The sequence below is a fragment of the Bdellovibrio sp. KM01 genome (assembly GCF_013752535.1).
In the GTDB taxonomy this organism is placed as follows: Bacteria; Bdellovibrionota; Bdellovibrionia; order Bdellovibrionales; family Bdellovibrionaceae; genus Bdellovibrio.
This window is the reverse complement of sequence record NZ_CP058348.1, coordinates 3,194,558-3,213,131: the sequence shown is the minus strand read 5'-3', so window position 1 is coordinate 3,213,131 and position 18,574 is coordinate 3,194,558. Positions and strand designations below refer to the sequence as shown.

7 protein-coding genes are annotated in these 18,574 nt (G+C 46.2%); 5 read left to right on the top strand and 2 right to left on the bottom strand.

Annotation, left to right across the window (positions count from 1 at the left end):
• The first annotated feature begins 65 nt into the window (after window positions 1-65).
• From HW988_RS15440 to HW988_RS15430, 3 genes are all read left to right on the top strand, one after another.
• A complete protein-coding gene (locus HW988_RS15440; RefSeq protein ID WP_181605071.1) occupies window positions 66-845 on the top strand; it encodes a murein L,D-transpeptidase catalytic domain family protein in 780 nt (259 codons plus the stop codon).
• Between the two features lie 162 nt (window positions 846-1,007).
• Entirely contained in the window at window positions 1,008-2,690 is a 1,683-nt protein-coding gene (locus HW988_RS15435; RefSeq protein ID WP_220128759.1) for a hypothetical protein, read from the top strand.
• A gap of 12 nt (window positions 2,691-2,702) precedes the next feature.
• Window positions 2,703-5,006 (top strand): hypothetical protein, encoded by a 2,304-nt coding sequence (locus HW988_RS15430; protein ID WP_181605069.1) that lies wholly within the window; start codon window positions 2,703-2,705, stop codon window positions 5,004-5,006.
• On the opposite strand, the gene HW988_RS15425 is transcribed toward HW988_RS15430, so the two are convergent.
• Both HW988_RS15425 and HW988_RS15420 read right to left on the bottom strand, forming a co-directional pair.
• A complete protein-coding gene (locus HW988_RS15425; protein WP_255490059.1) occupies window positions 4,960-5,346 on the bottom strand; it encodes a HEPN domain-containing protein in 387 nt (128 codons plus the stop codon). The two genes, HW988_RS15430 and HW988_RS15425, sit on opposite strands and share 47 nt — an antisense overlap.
• 21 nt (window positions 5,347-5,367) lie before the next feature.
• Window positions 5,368-8,352 (bottom strand): hypothetical protein, encoded by a 2,985-nt coding sequence (locus tag HW988_RS15420; protein ID WP_220128758.1) that lies wholly within the window; start codon window positions 8,350-8,352, stop codon window positions 5,368-5,370.
• Window positions 8,353-8,650: 298 nt separating this feature from the next.
• On the opposite strand from HW988_RS15420, the gene HW988_RS15415 reads away from it, so the two are divergent.
• Both HW988_RS15415 and HW988_RS15410 read left to right on the top strand, forming a co-directional pair.
• Window positions 8,651-13,354, top strand: a complete 4,704-nt coding sequence (locus HW988_RS15415) for an FG-GAP-like repeat-containing protein (RefSeq protein WP_181605067.1) — start codon at window positions 8,651-8,653, stop codon at window positions 13,352-13,354.
• The gene (locus HW988_RS15410) at window positions 13,341-18,572 is read left to right on the top strand and encodes an FG-GAP repeat protein (RefSeq protein WP_181605066.1); all 5,232 of its coding nucleotides are present in this window, start codon (window positions 13,341-13,343) and stop codon (window positions 18,570-18,572) included. The genes HW988_RS15415 and HW988_RS15410 overlap by 14 nt, the downstream gene beginning before the upstream one ends.
• The last annotated feature ends 2 nt before the right edge of the window (window positions 18,573-18,574 follow it).

The window sequence follows — 18,574 nt, the reverse complement described above, 5'->3', positions numbered from 1 at the left end:
AAAAATCTTTAAAGTCCTAATATGAGCGCACCGAAGACCTCTGTGTAACCAACACGGAGGTTTATATGACATTCAAAAAAACAAAGAATGTTCTGGCATTACTATCCGTCACTTTCTTAATGGCAGCCTGTGCAAAAGGCGGTTTCGAAAGCTCTTCTACAGTTTTACCTGACGATCCAGACACAGAACAATCAGCCGGCGACACAGCTCAAGCCGTTCCGCCAGCAGAGGTGGAAACACCAAGCACAGGCTCAGGCACGGATTCATCATCGGGCGGCACTTCTAGCGGCACGTTGACAGACGCACAAATCATCGCAAAGTACTCATATGTTGATACGGGTAAAACGATCAATCAAACGATGTTGAAAAATGCGATCCTTTATTACCATAAAAATTTGGCTAAAATTAAAAATACCGACGTTTTGTCTGTATTGGATTTCAGCAAATACTCTGGAAAACAACGTTTCCATATTATCAATATGAAAACAGGTGAGGTATGGAGTGTGCGAGTGGCTCATGGTAAAGGTTCTGACCCTGATCATGACGGTTACGCGAATTCCTTCAGCAATGTTTCTGGATCTAACGCCAGTTCGGTCGGAATCTATAAAACAGCTGAAACTTACTCGGGCTCTCACGGATACTCTTTGCGCTTGGATGGTTTGTCTTCAACAAACAGCAATGCCCGGTCAAGAGCCGTGGTGGTGCATGGCGCGGACTATGTGTCTGAAGCCAACGTAACCCAAGGCCGTAGCTGGGGTTGCCCAGCGGTCTCAATGAGCATCAGAACTAAGGTGATCGACACAATTAAAGGTGGCTCTATCATCTACGCATCTGCAACAAACTAATTAAATATCTGATTACATTTAAAGGCTGTCTCATAGTGAGACGGCCTTTTTTTCGTTTTTGCTGGAACGGACTTTGTAATACCTCTGGGTATGGATACAAAAAGTTTCCCAAGTCGTATTAATTCTTATTTAGTGTTAATCCCTAAACACTTGGGCGACATTTTGCGCCTTTTCATCGCAGCAATGCTTTTGATTCAGGCGGCCTGCACAGAAAGCACTACGATCAACCAAGCCCCACCTCCTTCGTCTCAAGCTAGTGGCAATACACGCACTTCAGACCCAGATGGTTGGGGAGGTGGCGGTACCGGCGACGGTGGTGGTGGACAGGGAGTATATTGCTCTCCTGAGGTTTCTGAGGCCCGTCTTAAAGACAGACTTATTGTGCGCGACGTATATGAAGCGGAATTCAACTATCAATTGAAGATGACGGGCGAAAATTTAGGGCCCGCGGGAACTTCTGAAGTTGCTCAGGAGTCTTACAGTTATCTTTTAAAAACGCTGTCCCGTTTTTACGGTCCGGCGATGTTCTATGAGAAAGTTGCAAAGCTGAAGTATTGGCAGGATTTTGTGGGCGCGATTTCTTTTGTTCCGAGTGGAGTTAAGTTGCGCCCAAGTCAGGATGCAAATTCGCCGTTGGATCTACCTAAGGGTTGTCAGTTGGTGCAGATCGCCTATTGGTCGGAGTCCGCTGGAAGTAATGATCAGGGTGTTTTGTTTGTCGATCCCGTGAGCTGGAAGAAACTCGATCAATTCAATAAAGTGGCGCTGTTGGCTCACGAACACTATTTTAAAATTGCGCGCATGGCTGGTACCAAAGATTCAGACTATATTCGCAAAAAACTGGGACAACTTTTTTCTACGGAAGGTTTGCCAGCCCTGTTTCTTGATTGGGCGCCTGCAAGTGATCCAAAATTGAACGGTCTTCTGCCTGAGTCATCAAAAGGTTTTAAAATTTGTCAGGGAGTTGATCAAAGTTTGCGAGGCCAATTGGTGTACTACCAATATCAGGACAAATTCGACAGACAAACGATTCTGTGGACGGGTATCCGCGCTGGAAACAAACAAATGCGTCCTTTTGAAGCGGCCTATCAGACGTTCAAAAAAGATGACGGAATGTACGATGTATTAGCGGGAGTCTCGGATAGATTTTACGATAAAATGAAGGGTGTGAAAGCCGCTGACGCGGATAAATTGGGTGTGCCATTGGCTATTAGCGGGAGTGGTTTGACGGCCGCTGGACAGGACGCGCTTGATTTCGGAGATAAAATTCCGGGTCCTTCGTTTCAAACTTTTTCCAGTGAAGGCTATATCTCAATTAATAATCCGCTGTTTGGCTACACATCATATGAAAAGCGTGAAATTCTTCCTCGTGAAAAACTGCTTAATCTAGTTTATGCCGGCGCTATCGAAGTATTTACCGATAATCCGGATAAAGCAAAAGTCACGGACAAAACTCAAGTTCTTCAGGCTCTTTCAATTTTGAATAACGAAATTGATGAGGGAATTAAACAAGGAATTTATCCAAGAGGGTTTCCTAAGTGGACTGCAGAAGTTCAAAAGTTCGAGAAAGCCGGAGTTAAGTTGACTGAGTGGGAGCGTAAGTACGCTTATCAACTGATTCCAACCGGTATTTATCATTTTAGATTTGGACAATACACCTATGATGACGTCGATGCTGTTTTAGGTGTTGATGGCTTTGTTAAATTAAATAAACGAGATGACGGAGAAGTCAGCGTGGAAATTGATGAGAAGCGGACCAATTTCTATTTGAACTGCTTTTCTTATGATCAGGTTTACCAAAGTATTGTGGCTAAGGATGCGGCAAAACCCGCTTCACAGAAATAGAGAGATGATTTTATGGAAATAAAGCATAAATGTGTTGTTCATCTTTTATTTTCTTTAATGCTGTTTAGTTCACTGGCATGTACTGAAAACAAAACTATTCAAAATAATCCTCCGGCGACTTCTCAAGCCAGCGGCAACACTCGTACCTCCGATCCAGACGGTTGGGGCGGCGGTGGTACCGGTGACGGTGGTGGTGGACAGGGTGTCCTTTGCAGTGATGAGATGAAAGATACTACTCTTCGTGGCAAATTGATGGTTCGTGATGTGTATGAAGCACAATACAATTACCGTCGTACGATGGTAACTCAAGGGCTTGGTCCTGCAGGTACTGAAAAAGTAGATGAGGCGACAGTAAACTTTATCCTTGCAGCATTGAAGCGATACTATGGGCCCGCTTTACGTGACACGGATATTGGTTACGCCAAATATTGGACAGATTTTTCCCAAAAAATTTCATTTGTGCCGGATCAAGCGTCACTCTATCCAAGTAAAGATGCCAATTCGCCACTGGCGTTGCCAAAGGGTTGCAGTATCGTGCAAATCGCCTATTGGGACGAATCAGCGGGCGTGGTCGAAGATGGAACTTTGTATGTGGATAAAACTCTTTGGCTGAAACTTGATCAATTCAATAAAGCGGCCTTGTTAGCTCACGAATATTTTTTTAAAAGAGCCCGTGAAGCTGGCTTTACCAATTCAGATTATGCTCGTTATAAAGTGGGCCAATTGCTTTCAGTTGAGGGTATGCCACCTTTGTTTCCAGGCTGGGTTCCGTCGAAAGATCCCCAGTTGGCCTATGCGCTGCCAGATTCGCCGAAGGGTTATAAGTCTTGCAGTGGTTCTGCTGGTGAACGTGGTTCGTTTATAAAACTTTATCAATATAAAGATGATAAGGGAATTCAGCGAATTGTTATTCCTTCTTTGAAATCCTCTAACTATTCATTGCCTCCGTTCCAAAGTGTCACGACATCTTTTACGCCGGGACCGACGGATATTTTGGGCTTAATTACGGATCAGTTTATTGTGGACAACCTGGATCCCGTTCCTATGGATTTTAATCAAAACTCTATTACAGGAAGAACGGATGCCACTCACCGTGGGCTGGAAAATCTTTCTCGTGAAATTATTGCTTTGAATATTCCCACCAAGAATAGAACTGTGAAGTTGGCGATTTTAAACCCGATGGCAGATGAAGTTGCCCGAGGTAAGGACGAACTCAAATCCTCTGCGGAGCTGGCTTTACAGATGAACTATGAAATTGAAGAGCGGCTTTTAAAAGCCGTGGGACTGGTCGGGGCTTCAAAAGAGGAAGTGCTTGGAGCCATCGCTGCTTTGAATGCGGAAATCGATGATGCACTTAAAACGGGAATTTTTCCAAATGGTTTTCCGCGATGGCAGGCAGAGCTGATCAAGATCGAAAAACATATGCGTGCATCGGCTACGGGAGTGGTCGCGTCTTTCTCGGTTGCTAGACACACTGATTTGTCTGCTGAACTACCGGTCGTCCTGTATCGTATCAAGCAGGGGACATATTCAGAAAGTGAAGTGGTTCGCGTGATGAGTTCGGAAGCCTATAAAAAAATTAACAATAAAGTTCGCAAATTAGTTCAATTCAGTCTTTCAGTGGATGACAACAAGCTTGATTATGGTTTGGATTGCGACACTTATTCCGATGTCTATAGAAAGATAACTCAAGCTTCAGATCTGGAATTTTCAGAGCGAGGATTGGACAACCAAGTTTCCGCCAATGTCGTTAATAGACCTGGCGAGACGGCGACCACATCCACCGAGGCAATGCATGCTGACTTGCTTAAGTCAGTGCTTACAAATGGTTCGCTACGTGATTCTTTTTTCAGAGAGAGCTTCTTTGCGTTCGCTGATAAAGAGTGTTTCATGCAGGGTGGGGAGTCCGAGGAAAGTTGCCTTCCGGCTTTGGAGTTCTTAGCAGATCTCAAAAGGGAAAAAACAATTCAACTTAGAACATGTAGTGAGGTAACTGGGGATGCGGCGTCCGCCTATGAAAGCGGCGGCTTATATGGAATTTGCAGTATTTTTGACTTTAAAAATCTAAAACGGAAATATATCGCGAGAGTTTTCTTCAGAAGATCAAATGAGGCTTTTGACGTTGCCGCCGTTCACTGGAAGGTAAAAGAAAAAATCGAACGTGTAGGCATCGATCCTAAGATGCCTTTCCTGGGGACATTGGAGCGTTTGCCTTACACCAGCACGGTTATTGAAAAGCCCGTTGTAAAACCAATTGGCAATCCGTTTGCTAATAAAGCTTCAACTGCTCGCCCACAAGTTTCTTCAGGTCATTAACGTAGCCCAAATATTCATCTAGATCCAAGCGTTCGTCTTTACGGACGTGGGCGCTTGGGTCGTTGTATTGAGTTAATTCAATTACGTCAGCGTGAGATGAAATCTCAGCGAAACCTTCTTCTTCTAAAGTCGTCATCAAGAAATCCAGGTCGTGGCTGTCATCGCCTTCTGGGAAATCAAGTTCACGCAAAGACATCATGGCTTTTAAGTACAATTCGCAAGCTTGCGCCAAGTTGTAGCCGACAATGTCGTGTTGGCTTTCGTCACCCATGTTTTTTTGTGCGATATCGATGTTGTCCTGTGCTTTTAGAATCATAGACTTCGCTGTTGATACGCTCATGCTGGCTCCATTCTCTGCTTATTATTTTAGCAAAGTAAAAGTCTTTATCGGACTCCATGGAGATGCTTGATTAGGGTTTCTTCCACGAAGCCTATAATACCAAGTGCCATCTTTTAGCTGTGGAGGCAATCTATATTGTCGGGCTTCGACCTTAAATAGTTTACTTTCTTTGAAATCAGAATTCTGTGAGATCTCAAAGTCGTACCAACCTGCTCCCAGAGTTTGTCCCCACTTAAAGATCACAGAGTATTTTCCGTTATTGTAAGGGAACTTTGCTCCATTTGCGGGCTCTTCCACGGTTGCCAATTGCAGGCTTTCAACTTTTTTGTATTCGACAGCAAAGACCGTTGTCGGAGCAAAAAAGTAATCCGTCATGGCAGAAATAGGAGTCACCTTGAAGTAATACCAACCGATATCTTTGACCGGCGTGAAGAATTCGATGTTTTTCGTTTCGAATCTTTGAACTTGCTCAAACTTTTCTGATCGGGAGACTTCGATTATATATTTCAGGGCATTCTTTCGGTGAGCCCACAAAATATGCAACTGATCGATGCTGTCTTTGGAATCCAAATTTGCATAGACGATTTCGTACTTGTCGATGTTAGGACCCGGGAGGAGGCCTTTCACTTTGACGATATTTGACGGCGGAGAAAGCTCGCCTTCCGCAGATTGTGCCAAGATGCGAATGTAGGAGGCATCTCGCTGGGAATGAAGAAGGTCATAAGTATTTTCAGGCACGCGGTAGCTTCTTAAAACAGAGCCGAACGTGTTGGTGTTGTTCAACTCCACAATATATTGAGCGGCGTACTTAACATCACTCCAACCCAAATGAACTTTGGCAAGATCGGGACCGGCCAAGGCTTCTTGGGGATCTTTAAGCATGGGAGCGGTCAATGGTGGGCGCAAAACTTGTGTCATGATGTTCGACCAACCTTGGATTTCAGAAGCTCCTTTGGCGCGACGGGCTCGCACATAATACCTTCCTGGCTTTGATAGGGCGATAACGTCTTTTGTACGGCCGGATTGTTCGTGTTCAACTTTGGCGAACGTCGAATCAAGGCTTGCTTGCATGATGAATTGTTCTTCTGGTTTTGCATCTTTGATTTGCAGGCTTAGATTCCATTTGTTTCTTTCCACGAATTTCAGCGTGAGCTTTTCGATCTGCGTGGAAAGGGCGGCACTGACGGTGAAGGATTGAGTTTTGCTGTACTCAATTTGCCCCAAGGCCTGTTCGAAGGAGAGGCGCCAATAGTACTTTCCGACACGCTCCATCGGTTTGATTTTGGTGGAGTTTTCTTTTTCGGCGACAATTCTGATCACGTCTTGAGAAAAATCTGAAACATAAGATATTTCGACGGTGGGCTTTTTAAAGAAGGGTTCCCATTCAAAGCGGATGCTGTCGTTCGTATAAAAGACCGAACCATCCAATGGCAGTAAAAGCATCGAATTGAATTCATCAGGTGATTTTGTGACTGGCTTCGCGGCTTGTTTGCTTTTGTCACTTTCAGATTGCTCCAAAGCCAGGCGTTTTTGTTCTTCTTCCTGCAGGCGAGAGGAACCTTCGGAAACCAGCAGATTGGACGGAGCGGAATTTTCGCCTTCTTCGGAAACCGCGATCACACGGTAATATACTTTGCGAGGGCTGCTGTGTTGAACAGCGGATTCAACAGTGGTCACTGTCTTTTGTGAAATGACGGGGTTGAAAGAGGCTGCATTTGAAGCCTGGACGATATACTGTTTCGCCGCAGGAACTTCTGACCATTTGATTTCAGAAATCACATTTCCGACCCGGTCCTCGGTTCTGTCTGAAAATTCAATTACGGGAGACTTCAAAGATTCGCGAATAGTTACTTTTTGAGAGGCAGACCAGGGAGAAAAGAGTCCATTGCCAAAATTTTTGCGCGCGCGAATAAAATATTCACCTGGAGAATCCAACAGGGAAGTAAAGGGTGCCTTACCTAGATAAGCATCCTGCAAAGTCGCATAGTTTTCCGTCTTACTAACCTGGAAATCGAAATTTGATTTGTTGTCATCAGCTATTGTGGCCTGAACCTTCCAAACACCTTTGCGAACATAATTGGGTGCTGAAACCTGCAGGTGAATCGCTTCGACTTGGCCGACTTTAAAGAACGAGGATCGAGAATAGATCGGCACGCCATCTTTATGAGCAACCAAGCGCCAGAAAACATCTCCCTTGAGAGTATTTAAGGGGATGGGAAAGAATTGTTGAGAGGTCACATCGAGATCGACTATGTTTTCTGCGAAATCGGGCTGTGAGCAATATTGAAGATGAAGAGCGCTTGCTCCCTCTGCTTCCCATTTAAAGAAAACGGGTTGCACCTGTTCGCGGACGATTTCGCCATCATAGGGTGCTAATAAATTGAACGAGATCGGTGAAACTTCTTTAGCGACGATCTGTTTGCTGGAAGTACCGTTTTCAGTGACAGTCCCTGTTTCAAGAGTGATAGATGTGCCAGTTGCGACCTCGGTTTTTCCGCTGACATTTTGTAAAGTCAGATTTCCCAGAGCGACTGAAAGAGACAACTTTTTGTCTGATTTCTTTACATAGATATCGTAGGCATCTTTAGAAATGATTTTGAATTGGCCATCATCCAAATTTAGAACCAAGGGGTCCATCGGACCTTTGCCGCTTTTCAAGTTGAATCCTCCATCATTGATTTGCAAAGCAATCAGTGCGGGATTTTGTTCGACCTGAGAAAGGCGCAGCAGAGTTTCCTCGTTCAAGCGGATTTTACGATTTTCGGCGAAAACCAAAAGGGCTGAGGATTTGGGGCCGACAAAGATTTGTGATCCATCGTAAACTTTGCGTCCCTCCTGGGCGTCTTTCCAAAAGAAAGTACGAGTGTACTTATAGCGAATTTCTTTTTTTAATTCGCGCAAAACTCCCAAAGGGCGGCCCAAATTTTCTTCGGCGGTGTCAGTTGATTGAGTCAGAAAGACTCCAGCGATTCCCAATACCACAAGTGATGCAATAGCCAAGAGCATGTTTTTCTTCATGCATCTATAATTTCATTTTGTTGCGTTGATTTCACTTCATTGCGACAACGTTATGACCTCCTCGAGGTGAGGCAACATTTGAAAGTGTTCGGGGTTGTTCGGTGGAGTTCAGCGAATGCATTAATTTTTGCCCGCTCAATGAGCGAAGTGAGGGCTGATATTCAATACGTTCAAGCTCGCACCATTTTTTGCAGAATTTATGTTCGAATCAAGGCACCTGTACCAATAGAGGGCTCTCAAGTCTCAAGATTTCCAATAATTTTCTCGCAATTATAAGCTTAATGTTATGAGACATTTCCTTTCTTGTTCGTCGCTAATCATATTTGGCTTCATCTTGGCATCTTGTAACAACGCAGGATTGCAAGGAACATCCATACCTTCAAAGTTTGAAGGCGTGCAGGAAGCTGTCGCGATTTCACCAACAGCAGTGAAGCTGTCATGGTCTCTCCAAGCGCGTTTCAAGGAATATCGTGTCTATCGCAAAGGCTTCAGTGCTCCGGATAAAGTTGAAACATTTGCGACAACGACAATTTCTCCTTTGGCTGTTGATACGTTTTATGATTTCTCTGTGACGGGTGTAAGTGCCACTGACGGAGCTGAGATCGGTTACGATAAATCGCTATCCGTGAAAACCATGAGTACGTTCGGCGGCGTTCCCGCGTCGGGTTTGACGGCGCAAACCAATGGTTCTGTGGAAGTCAGCTGGGTAAAAAACGGCGACGGAGTTACTTATAAAATCTATACCAAAAAAGAGAGTGAAACCTGGGATCTGACGAATCCAGCGGCGACGATCATCAATAAAAGTGTTGGTTCCGTGACAAATTTGCCAAGTGGAAACAAATATTGTTTCTGGGTGATGGCTTACTATCAAGACGGCACATTTGAGCCAGCCAATATGTCCGAAGCCTACATCAATTCAAAGGCGCCTTGTGTTCTGGTGCAGTCGCAATTGGCTAATCTGCCCACAGTGAAAATGCAAATGGCAACTGTCGGAAATTTCCCCTGGTTTTGGACTGAGGGGGGCGACTCCACGTATACGACCGAAATTTTTGAGCGCGCGACGGATATTCGTTGGGCCATCGTTAATGGGAATGATTATTTCCGTTCGATCGTTCCGATCTCTCCTGGGCAAAAAGACATGTATGCGAAAGTGACTTCTGCAACGGGTGCCAGTACGATCGTTAGTGTCTTAATTGAAGGTTCTGGAAAGATTAAAAAGCCATTGATTCGTTCACTCGAGGGTGTATCTGCCCCGGTGCCGTTATATCCGCGTCTGGTGAATGGCGGTTTGGGCATGCAGGAGTTGGGCTCTCAAGTGGCGGTGGGGGATTTCAACTGCGATGGCTTGATGGACGTAGCGGTGAGTGCTCCCAAAGCCACGGCCTATGTTGGTGACAAGCACGAGGATTCCACTGGTGCCGTTGTTGTATATTATGGATATGATGCTCCTCCTTACTATGATGCTCAGGGAAATCTGATAGATCCTGGTCCGACGTTAAAAACATCACCGACTCCCAGTGCTGATGCCGCGTATCCTGATCCACAACTTGTCTTTTATCCTGGGTTGCCAACGGGAACTCGCTTAGGGCAAGCCCTGGCAGTGGGGAATATCAATGGTGACTGTTTCAGTCGCTATACTGATTTAAGTGATTCGAAGGCCAACAAAGTCGGACTTTGCGACAACTTATTTACTCCGGCTTCAGGTATTTCGGATATCTCCAAAGTAAAAAAGATCTATCGCTGTGATGACTTGGCGATGATGACCAGCCAAGGCCAAGTGTTTGTCGCCTTTGGTGATCCAACTCGAGGTTTAGTTACAGGTTCTGGCGGTATTTCATATGGTGTGAATGAAACGACTTGTGATCCAACATCTTTTAAATGTCGGCCGGTCAAAATTTATGACGACACAACCGTGGCGACGACATCTATATCATTTGGTGATTTTAATAACGACGGATTTGATGATTTGGCGATTGGGGTAACGACTTATGTGGCTCCAAATTATAAACGTCAGGTGGCGGTTCTTCGCGGCGATCGCATGGGACTTTTTCCCGTTACTTCGACCAAATCATTCCCGGTTATCGATGCTGAAAGTATCGGTTTGTCTTCTTTAATCGCAGCGGATGGAACTTTCGCTGGTAAAAGTTATACTGAAGACTTCGCCAAAGCCTTGGGAACCGCATACAACTCTCGCGTCTGTGAAAACAATGCCACTTATACATTCAGACAAACGAATTATGCCGGCGAGACGTCTCCAGCTCCTAAGAATAAAGGTTATGATTTCACCAAGTGTGATGACTTGGTGATCGGTGTGCCAGGGCGCTCTTCTGGCAGAGGATCCATTTTGGCTTGTAAAGGTGTGATGCCAACGATCGCAAGTGGTGCGGCCGATTTACAGAAGATCTCTTCGTGGACATGCCAGGAGTCATATCCTGATCTTAGTTCAAACTCGGAAGCTAATTATATTACCGTCCAAGGCTATGGCTCGAGCATTTTAGGTGTCCCGAATCAGAATGGTTATCCCCTGACGAACATTATCGGGACCACCAACAATGTTCCTAATTTGAATGGTGCTGTCTTTGTCGGTGCTCCGACTTCCACGGTGAGTGGAATGACCAATGCTGGTGTGGTGTTTGGTTACTATGTGACTCCACGTTCAAACGATTATGCCACAGGTGGTATCATGGGGATCTTGGACCCCTTGCAAAGCATCACCGCGATCAATCGTGTCGCCTGTGATTCACGCAATACAAACGTGACGACAGGTTCTTTAAAGCATTGTGAAAATCAGGTGATCCATACGAACCCACCTGAATCTTACGTTCAATTTGGTTATTCAATGGGAACGGTGGCCGATATCGAAACCATTTCTCGCGCGATGCCATCATTGGCGATCTCGGCGCCTTATCGTTCCACGACATCGTCGACGGGAAATACGACGATTGCAGCAAGTGGCGTCATCTATTTGTACAAACCTGACGTTTCCACACTGGGCTATGAAGGTGCCACACGTATCGATACTCCTCGCTTGTCGGATAATGACAATACGGCTTGCGCCAGCAACTGTACATGGTACAGCGGGGGAGTGAATCCATTTGGAGCTTCTGTTATTTATCCGCGTGATCTTACCGCCAACTCAAATTTCGGTTTGGGCGGAGCTGCGGGGGCTGACTTTAACGGTGATGGTTCAGGTGACCTGATTGTGGGGGCTCCATATCTTTCTTCGCCGGTCTATTATAATGGCGGCGCCTTCATATTCAACTCCACAGGTAACTTTGCATCTTCAGTGACAAAAGCAGATCAAACGATCGATGTGAACTTCAGTAAAGAGCTGAACTATCATTATGAACGCGCGAAAGTTGCCGGAGACTTTAATGGCGACGGCTATATGGACGTCGTGACCCAAATCTCGGTCGGAAATACGGTTGAAGTTGTTATTTATTACGGCAGTGCTTCGGGATTGGTTTTAACACCTGACCCATCCAGAAATCCAGCAACAGACTTAGCGCCATTGAAATTGGTGGTGGATTTAGATCCTGGTTTAGGTGGTGAGTTCTATCGTATCGGCAGCGTAAATGGTGACGCATACGATGACTTGATGGTGATTGGAAACAAGGCTTCTTATATTTACTATGGTTCTTCGAGCGGATTGGTCGCAAATTCCACACCATCGGTTTCGCCAGTAGGCCAAAATCCAATGAGTTTTGCCCTGGCAGATACCAACTCCGTTTACTTCCATTACTCTGGCGCTACAAAGCGCACGGCAGCAAACATAGTTCCAAGCGAGTTGGGCTTCTCGGATTTCACCCCTAAAAATCGGGCGGTCACTTACGGTGATTTCAACGGCGATGGCTTCGGTGATTTTACCGTTGCCACAGATTCTGCCGATCTGCCATCCACAGATGTTCGTGTGGGGTCCTTGCTTTATACGACTGCGAATTATGGTCGCGTCTTTGTTTTCTATGGGTCAAAAGATGGTCCTCAAACAAATCGAACGAACGGTAAAACTCTGTTGAGTGATTCTAACGGATATGCGGCTGACATCGTGGTCGAGAATCCTTGTACAGTGACGGTCCCGGCCGTTTGCAAGGTTCAGATGTTGCTATCAAACGAAGCTGCCGGTGGAGTTCGCTTTGGTTGGAGTGCGGCAACCATTAAATCTTTGGAAACGCAGTCAGGTGAAATTTATGACGAGCTGGTTGTTAGTGATCCAGGTTATTCGACATACACAGGTCGCGCGTATTTATACAAGGGCACAAATCGTGGACTTGCCTACACTCCTGTTCAAAAGCTTCAAGGTTCCACGACCGGTGAGGGCTTTGGCTACAGTGTTATCGCTCCGGGTGACATTAACAAAGATGGCGTGAGTGATTTAGTGGTTTCTGCTCCCCGTACACCTTCGGTGTCGGTGAATGCCACAGTTTATACATTCTTTGGTGGCGCTGTCGGCACGGTCATGGCCTTTAAGGGGGCGACCGATATCAACTCAACAACGTATTTCGGTGCGGGGGCTTTGGCGATCAATACGGTCAATGCGGGAAATATGGATTTAAAACCGCAACGCTCTTCTCCGACGTTATTCCAAGGTTCTACAACAGATCACTTTGGAGCCGGGATTGCGGCTGTCGGCGATATAAATGCCGATGGTTATGCTGACATCATCGTCAATGTTCCCGGACGAAACTATGACTTGGATACTGTCTTAGCGAACACGGGAGCCTTCGTCATTTTCTATGGCGGCGAATATGGTCTGAAAATTGATTCAGCTCCAACGACAACACCTCGTTGTTACGGTGGTACGACACCAGTCTGCGAGCCGACGCTGTTATATCTGCCAAACCGTGAAGCGTCTGAATTTACTTATATTTCGAGTTCACCAGCAGGTGATATCAACGGCGATGGAATTCCTGATGTTTTGTTGGGAGCTCCGGGGCGCAGTCATCCTTCTGGAAAAGCCTTTGCAACGGGAGTCGTGTATGTCCTTTACTAAGTTGATCAAATGGGCCCTGTTGGGATCCGTTTTATTCACGACACTATCCTGCACGGAAAAAGTTGAAACGGGCAGCGTGTTAAAAGATTTCTTCGGTATTGCTGGTGTTGAGCCGTTGTCTCCGACAGCAGTGCGCGTGTACTGGAATTTGCATGATCGTTACCAGAACTACCAAGTCTATAACAACACTTCCAGTACGGCGGTTGCGGAAACTCCTCGTTCTGAAGCAATCATTCGTAATTTGAATCCAAACACTGCCTATACTTTCAAAGTTGTCGCGACGGACGGAACTTTAAGTATTGGTGGAAATAAAGAAATCGCCGTAACGACTCTCAAGCCATTTAGTGGTGTTGATAAAGTTATCAAAGACTCTGATGGAAATTTGCTTTTGTCTTGGACTTATTCTCCTAAGGTTTCTTCCTATCAGATCTATATGAAAAAATATGAAGACCCAACCGCAAGCAATACCAGCAATTGGACTTCGGTTGATTACACCGCTTACGATACCAAATATACTTTCCGTGGTTTGGAAGGGTCTACACGCTATCACTTTGTAGTACAGGTGAAGTACTTGGATGAGACTTATGAACATCCCACAAAAGCTGTGAATATCAGTACGAACTCCTCATTCCCGACACCTACGTATGATTTAAGTCCGATTTCGATTGGCTCACTTCCCTTCGTAAAAGTGACACCCGTTGTGAATTCGACTTATAAGAATGAAAACTATGTTTCCCGAATGTATTTGGGATCATCGCCGATTTCAGACCCCATGACCGGGGCGGGAACGATTGTGTTTTCCCCGGGTACGGGTGTGACGAACGGAAAAGTTGAAAACCTTTCTTTGCAAGTCAGCTATACCGCCGCTGGTAAAACAGAGACGCTGATTTTTGATAAGCTAAGCACTTATATCAAAGGTATTTTGGGGTTGAATGCGATCCCTCCGATTAAATCAGTTGATTCAGGCGTGGCGTTTATGGGTGAAGCCATGTCGACCGGCGACTTCAACTGTGACGGCTATCCAGATTTAGCAATCGGATTGCCAAGCGTGTCTGTGACTTCGGCAGGTGTGACGACACCAAGAGCGGGCGCCGTTTATGTTTACTATTCGGTTAAGAATCCTGCGACAGGGGTATATAAATTAAATACAGCGGGGACTCCGAGTCGCAACCCCGCGAATCCTGGTTCAGATCCTCAACTTTTGACATTCGAAGATCTGACGGATTATTCACGCTTTGGTAAATCTCTTTCTGGAAATGGAAACCTGAATGGCGATACTTTGCTGGGGAATGCCTGCCAAGACTTGTTAGTGGGAGCTCCTGGTTACAACACTCCCAACACGTCTTCCGCGGATAAAACTTACGATGGCGCTGCCTTTGTATTTTTTGGAAGTTCCAAAGGTTTGACGGCTCCTTCGCGTATTAAAGACATGCAGCAAAACGTCGAGACATGTAATGGGTTGGTCGAGAATGCGACTTGTTCCGCCGTGATGCTATGGCCGAATATGGCAATCTTGCCAAGTGCCTATGTGAATCCGAGTTCCATGATGAATGCTGATGATCCTCAGTTTGGTTTCGCAGTTTCCTTTGTCGGGGACTTCAATGCCGATGGATATGACGACATCGCCGTGGGTGCACCGACCGCTCCTTGGGATGGTGTCGCTGATTCGAATGCTTCTGGTACGGCAAAGATGGTTATCAAAACCGGTTACGTAGCGATGTTCTTTGGATCTAAGAGTGGTTTGGGGTATGAGACTCCAACTTCCGATTCTTCTGTAAAGTTCCGTTTTTTAAAGATTTTCTCTCCAACTCCGCATGAAGGTCAGTTATTTGGCTATTCTGTCGCCGGCGGTGCAGACGTCGATGGTAAATATAAAATCCGTAACACCCAAGATAAGCTTGTGGGTGGTTCAGATATGATTGTTGGGGCACCGGGAGATCGCTATCCGCAAATCACCAGCCTTTCTAAATTGAAATTGCTAGGAGCTTGTAACCCCGGCAGTGGTGAATGTGCTTCTTTCGGTTTCACAAATGGTGGCTGGGGTGGATTTACCAGCAATTCGGATGGATCCGCTCATTACTATGGATTGCCGACGAATGCTGCAACCTCCGTTAACGTCGGCGATGGCGTAGGAGCTGCCTTTTTGTATTTCGGTCGTGGTGCTGATACTCCTCCGGCTTCCGGTGTGCAAGAAAGTCCCTCGCGTAATGCATTCTGGGGGTGCAGTGGCAGAAAAATGAGCAACCCGGGCGAGCACTATTCTTGTCTGGTAAATTCAGCGAGTGTCAGAGTTTTGTTCCCACGAAGTGGTTATAAAACGAGTGGCACGAATAAATTAAAGAACTTAGGTTTCGGAACTTCAGTCGCCTTGGTTGGAGATCCGTCGCACTACGACAGTAATAATGCGGCGATCACTAGCCCGTCAGATACGAATGGTGATGGGTACGCCGAAGCCGTAGTGGGCACAGGATATTTTTCGAACTACGCAAATACGAGTACCGGCGCCTTGTGGGTTTTTTATGGAAATCCATACAGACGCTACGAGTACAATGACTTCTATCAAATCGATCCGGTCACTCCAACCAATAAGGATTTGGACTGGAATGATGGCCTGGCTCAGTGTGCGGCATTTACGACGGACAATGCTGTGGTTCGTGAGCAATGTGCTCCGACGTTGATTCGCAGTAACTCCATCGGAGCATATTATAATCTGGCGCTGCATCCTGAAGGGATTGCGGTCGGAGATGTGACAGGTGATGGTCTGAAAGACATTGTCGTGGGTGCAGTGGGTGATAGCACGAAAGGTACGAACTCTGGTGCCGTTTATGCTTTCACCAGTTTGGCCGGTGCCGGCCTTACGACCAACTTCTTGAAGTTCTATAATTCCGGAGCCCAAGCTTATGACTACATGGGCCGCTCGGTGGCCGTTGGCAATTTCGACGGCGATTTCACAGGTGTTCGTCCTTTGAATGACGTCGCTGCGGGAACATATTTGGATAAAACGTCCAAGAATGGCGGCGGAGGAATTTACGGGTTCAATAGTAATGGTCAAGCGTTGCCATCCGTGAACTCTGTACCTTCGTTTGCCATTTACGATACCCTCGGGAGTCCCCAATTGTTTGGTTACGACAGTATTCGTATTGTCGGTGACATCAATCGTGATGGTTATGCTGATGCAGTCGCGAAAATCACTCGTCCTTCAAAAAACACCGCAGCTTATACGACTGAAGCTGTCGTTTTCTTTGGATCCAAGATTGGCTTGGTGACCACTGACTATTGTTTGGCTAATAAAGCCAAGGTTTTCAAAGATTCAAGTGCGAATGATGATTCTTGTTATCCGGCGACAACGCCGGCACAAGGGATCACCCTCGAGGATATCGCTTTACCACAGCTGATTTCTCAGCCTACGAATTTAAGTAGCACTTGGGCTCATCGTGCCTTTGATGCGGGCGATGTAAATGGTGACGGATTCGCTGACGTTGTTTTCGTGGATGCGACAATCCAAAGCGGCGGTCAGGTTGTTGTATATTTTGGATCGCGTTCTGGTTTGCAAGCGGTTAACAATCCTCAGTGGGTGCCCGCATACGGCGATCCTCAGATTGTAACGAAGCGCTGGGCTTACCAAGAAAGTCCAACCAACACGGCGAGCGGAACGAACGGGGCTGTCAGCCGTCGTGAGTTGATTTACCACGGTGACTTCAACGGAGACGGATTGTCGGATTTGGTGATCAGCAGTCCTTACGCGAGCGGTTTCTTTATTCAGAATAAATCGGGCGGATATAATATTGGTGTTCAACCGCCCGACGGAAATGCCAGTGGTGGCTGGTCTTCAGGAACTGGTTGGCAGTGTTCAGATGCGACAGACTCGGGATGTACGGGGGGAGCTCCGACATATGAAAGTGGTCGCATGTGGATCTATTATGGATCGACAAGCGGTGTGCAAACACCAAAAGTGAAAGGCTATTCTGCTTCTGATCTGGAACCTGCTGTTGGAAATAATCTTGCGTCGGCCAATACTTCGTACATGGTGGATGCTTATGGTTCGGAGTCCGGCACTAATAAAGCCTGCACGGGTACGACCACGAAAAACTGCAAAATGCAGTTTATGTATGATCCGTTCATCGATAACGTGCCGCATGGATATGATCGATTGCTACATCACTTTGGTAAAAGTGTTGCAGTGATGGACTTTGACCATGACGGAATAGACGATCTTGTGGTGTCGGCTCCGGATTGGGAAGAAGCTTCCTGTTATTATGATTCTAATCCGCGCAGTACAATAGGTCGCATTTTCTTATTTCGCGGCAGTGCGAGCGGTATCTTGGCAGCCGATCAACGATCGTATTACGACAGCACGGCGACCAGTGGCGCCTGTCAAAGTGATGATCTTTTCCAAAGTCTGAATGTGACCAGCCTGAACTTGAATGGCGCTGGCAAAGTTCGCTCGTTGATGCCGCCAATAATGAATGGTGATTTAGGTTCGAATCGTACCAATCGTAGATTTGGTTGGATGGTCTCCTCTGCGGGGGACGTCAATAATGATGGTTATGAGGATTTGATCGTTTCATCGGCGGAATCGCCAAAGAGTGGTCTGGATTCCGCAGGCATGGGGTATATATTCTATGGTCCCCTTTGTGGTAACGACAATGCGACTGATATGTGGACTACATTGGGATCAAATTTAAATACTCAATATAAATTTACCGATAGTTTGATTGTGGCCAGCGGTGTGAGTCCGATGGCCGAGTGTGCTCAGGCATCGGGAAATATGAAGCCTGCGCCAATGCCATTCTATATTTTGGATTCGAACTCGGGCGACCTTAGTGGTTATGAGATTATGTCTGGCAGAAAGAAAAAAGGCGACTTCAATGGCGATGGTTATGACGACGTTGTATTGGGTGCGCCGTTCTGGGATGACCAAGTGAACTCAATCTCAAACTTCGGTCGCGGAGTGGTTTTCTTTGGTTCGGCTACGGGTCTGCACACTGCGGATTATCCAGATACTTCTGTTGTTGCCGATAGTTCGGGGCACTTGAAGCCTTATATCGTTCAACGTGCAGATACAAGCACGCAATCTCCACGCTATTTCTATTCAAATACATCAACGGGGGATGTGAATGGAGATGGCACGATGGATTTGATGGTACCGACCGAGTTTTATAACGGTGCGGGCAGTGTTCAGGGTGTTCGGATCGGTACGTATTTCTTGTTGTTCTAAAG

What these genes read in the sequence shown, in the direction of transcription:
- HW988_RS15440 (WP_181605071.1), top strand. Translation starts at nt 66, where the DNA reads ATGACATTCAAAAAAACAAAGAATGTTCTGGCATTACTATCCGTCACT.
- HW988_RS15430 (WP_181605069.1), top strand. Translation starts at nt 2,703, where the DNA reads ATGGAAATAAAGCATAAATGTGTTGTTCATCTTTTATTTTCTTTAATG.
- HW988_RS15425 (WP_255490059.1), bottom strand. Translation starts at nt 5,346, where the DNA reads ATGAGCGTATCAACAGCGAAGTCTATGATTCTAAAAGCACAGGACAAC.
- HW988_RS15420 (WP_220128758.1), bottom strand. Translation starts at nt 8,352, where the DNA reads ATGCTCTTGGCTATTGCATCACTTGTGGTATTGGGAATCGCTGGAGTC.
- HW988_RS15415 (WP_181605067.1), top strand. Translation starts at nt 8,651, where the DNA reads ATGAGACATTTCCTTTCTTGTTCGTCGCTAATCATATTTGGCTTCATC.
- HW988_RS15410 (WP_181605066.1), top strand. Translation starts at nt 13,341, where the DNA reads ATGTCCTTTACTAAGTTGATCAAATGGGCCCTGTTGGGATCCGTTTTA.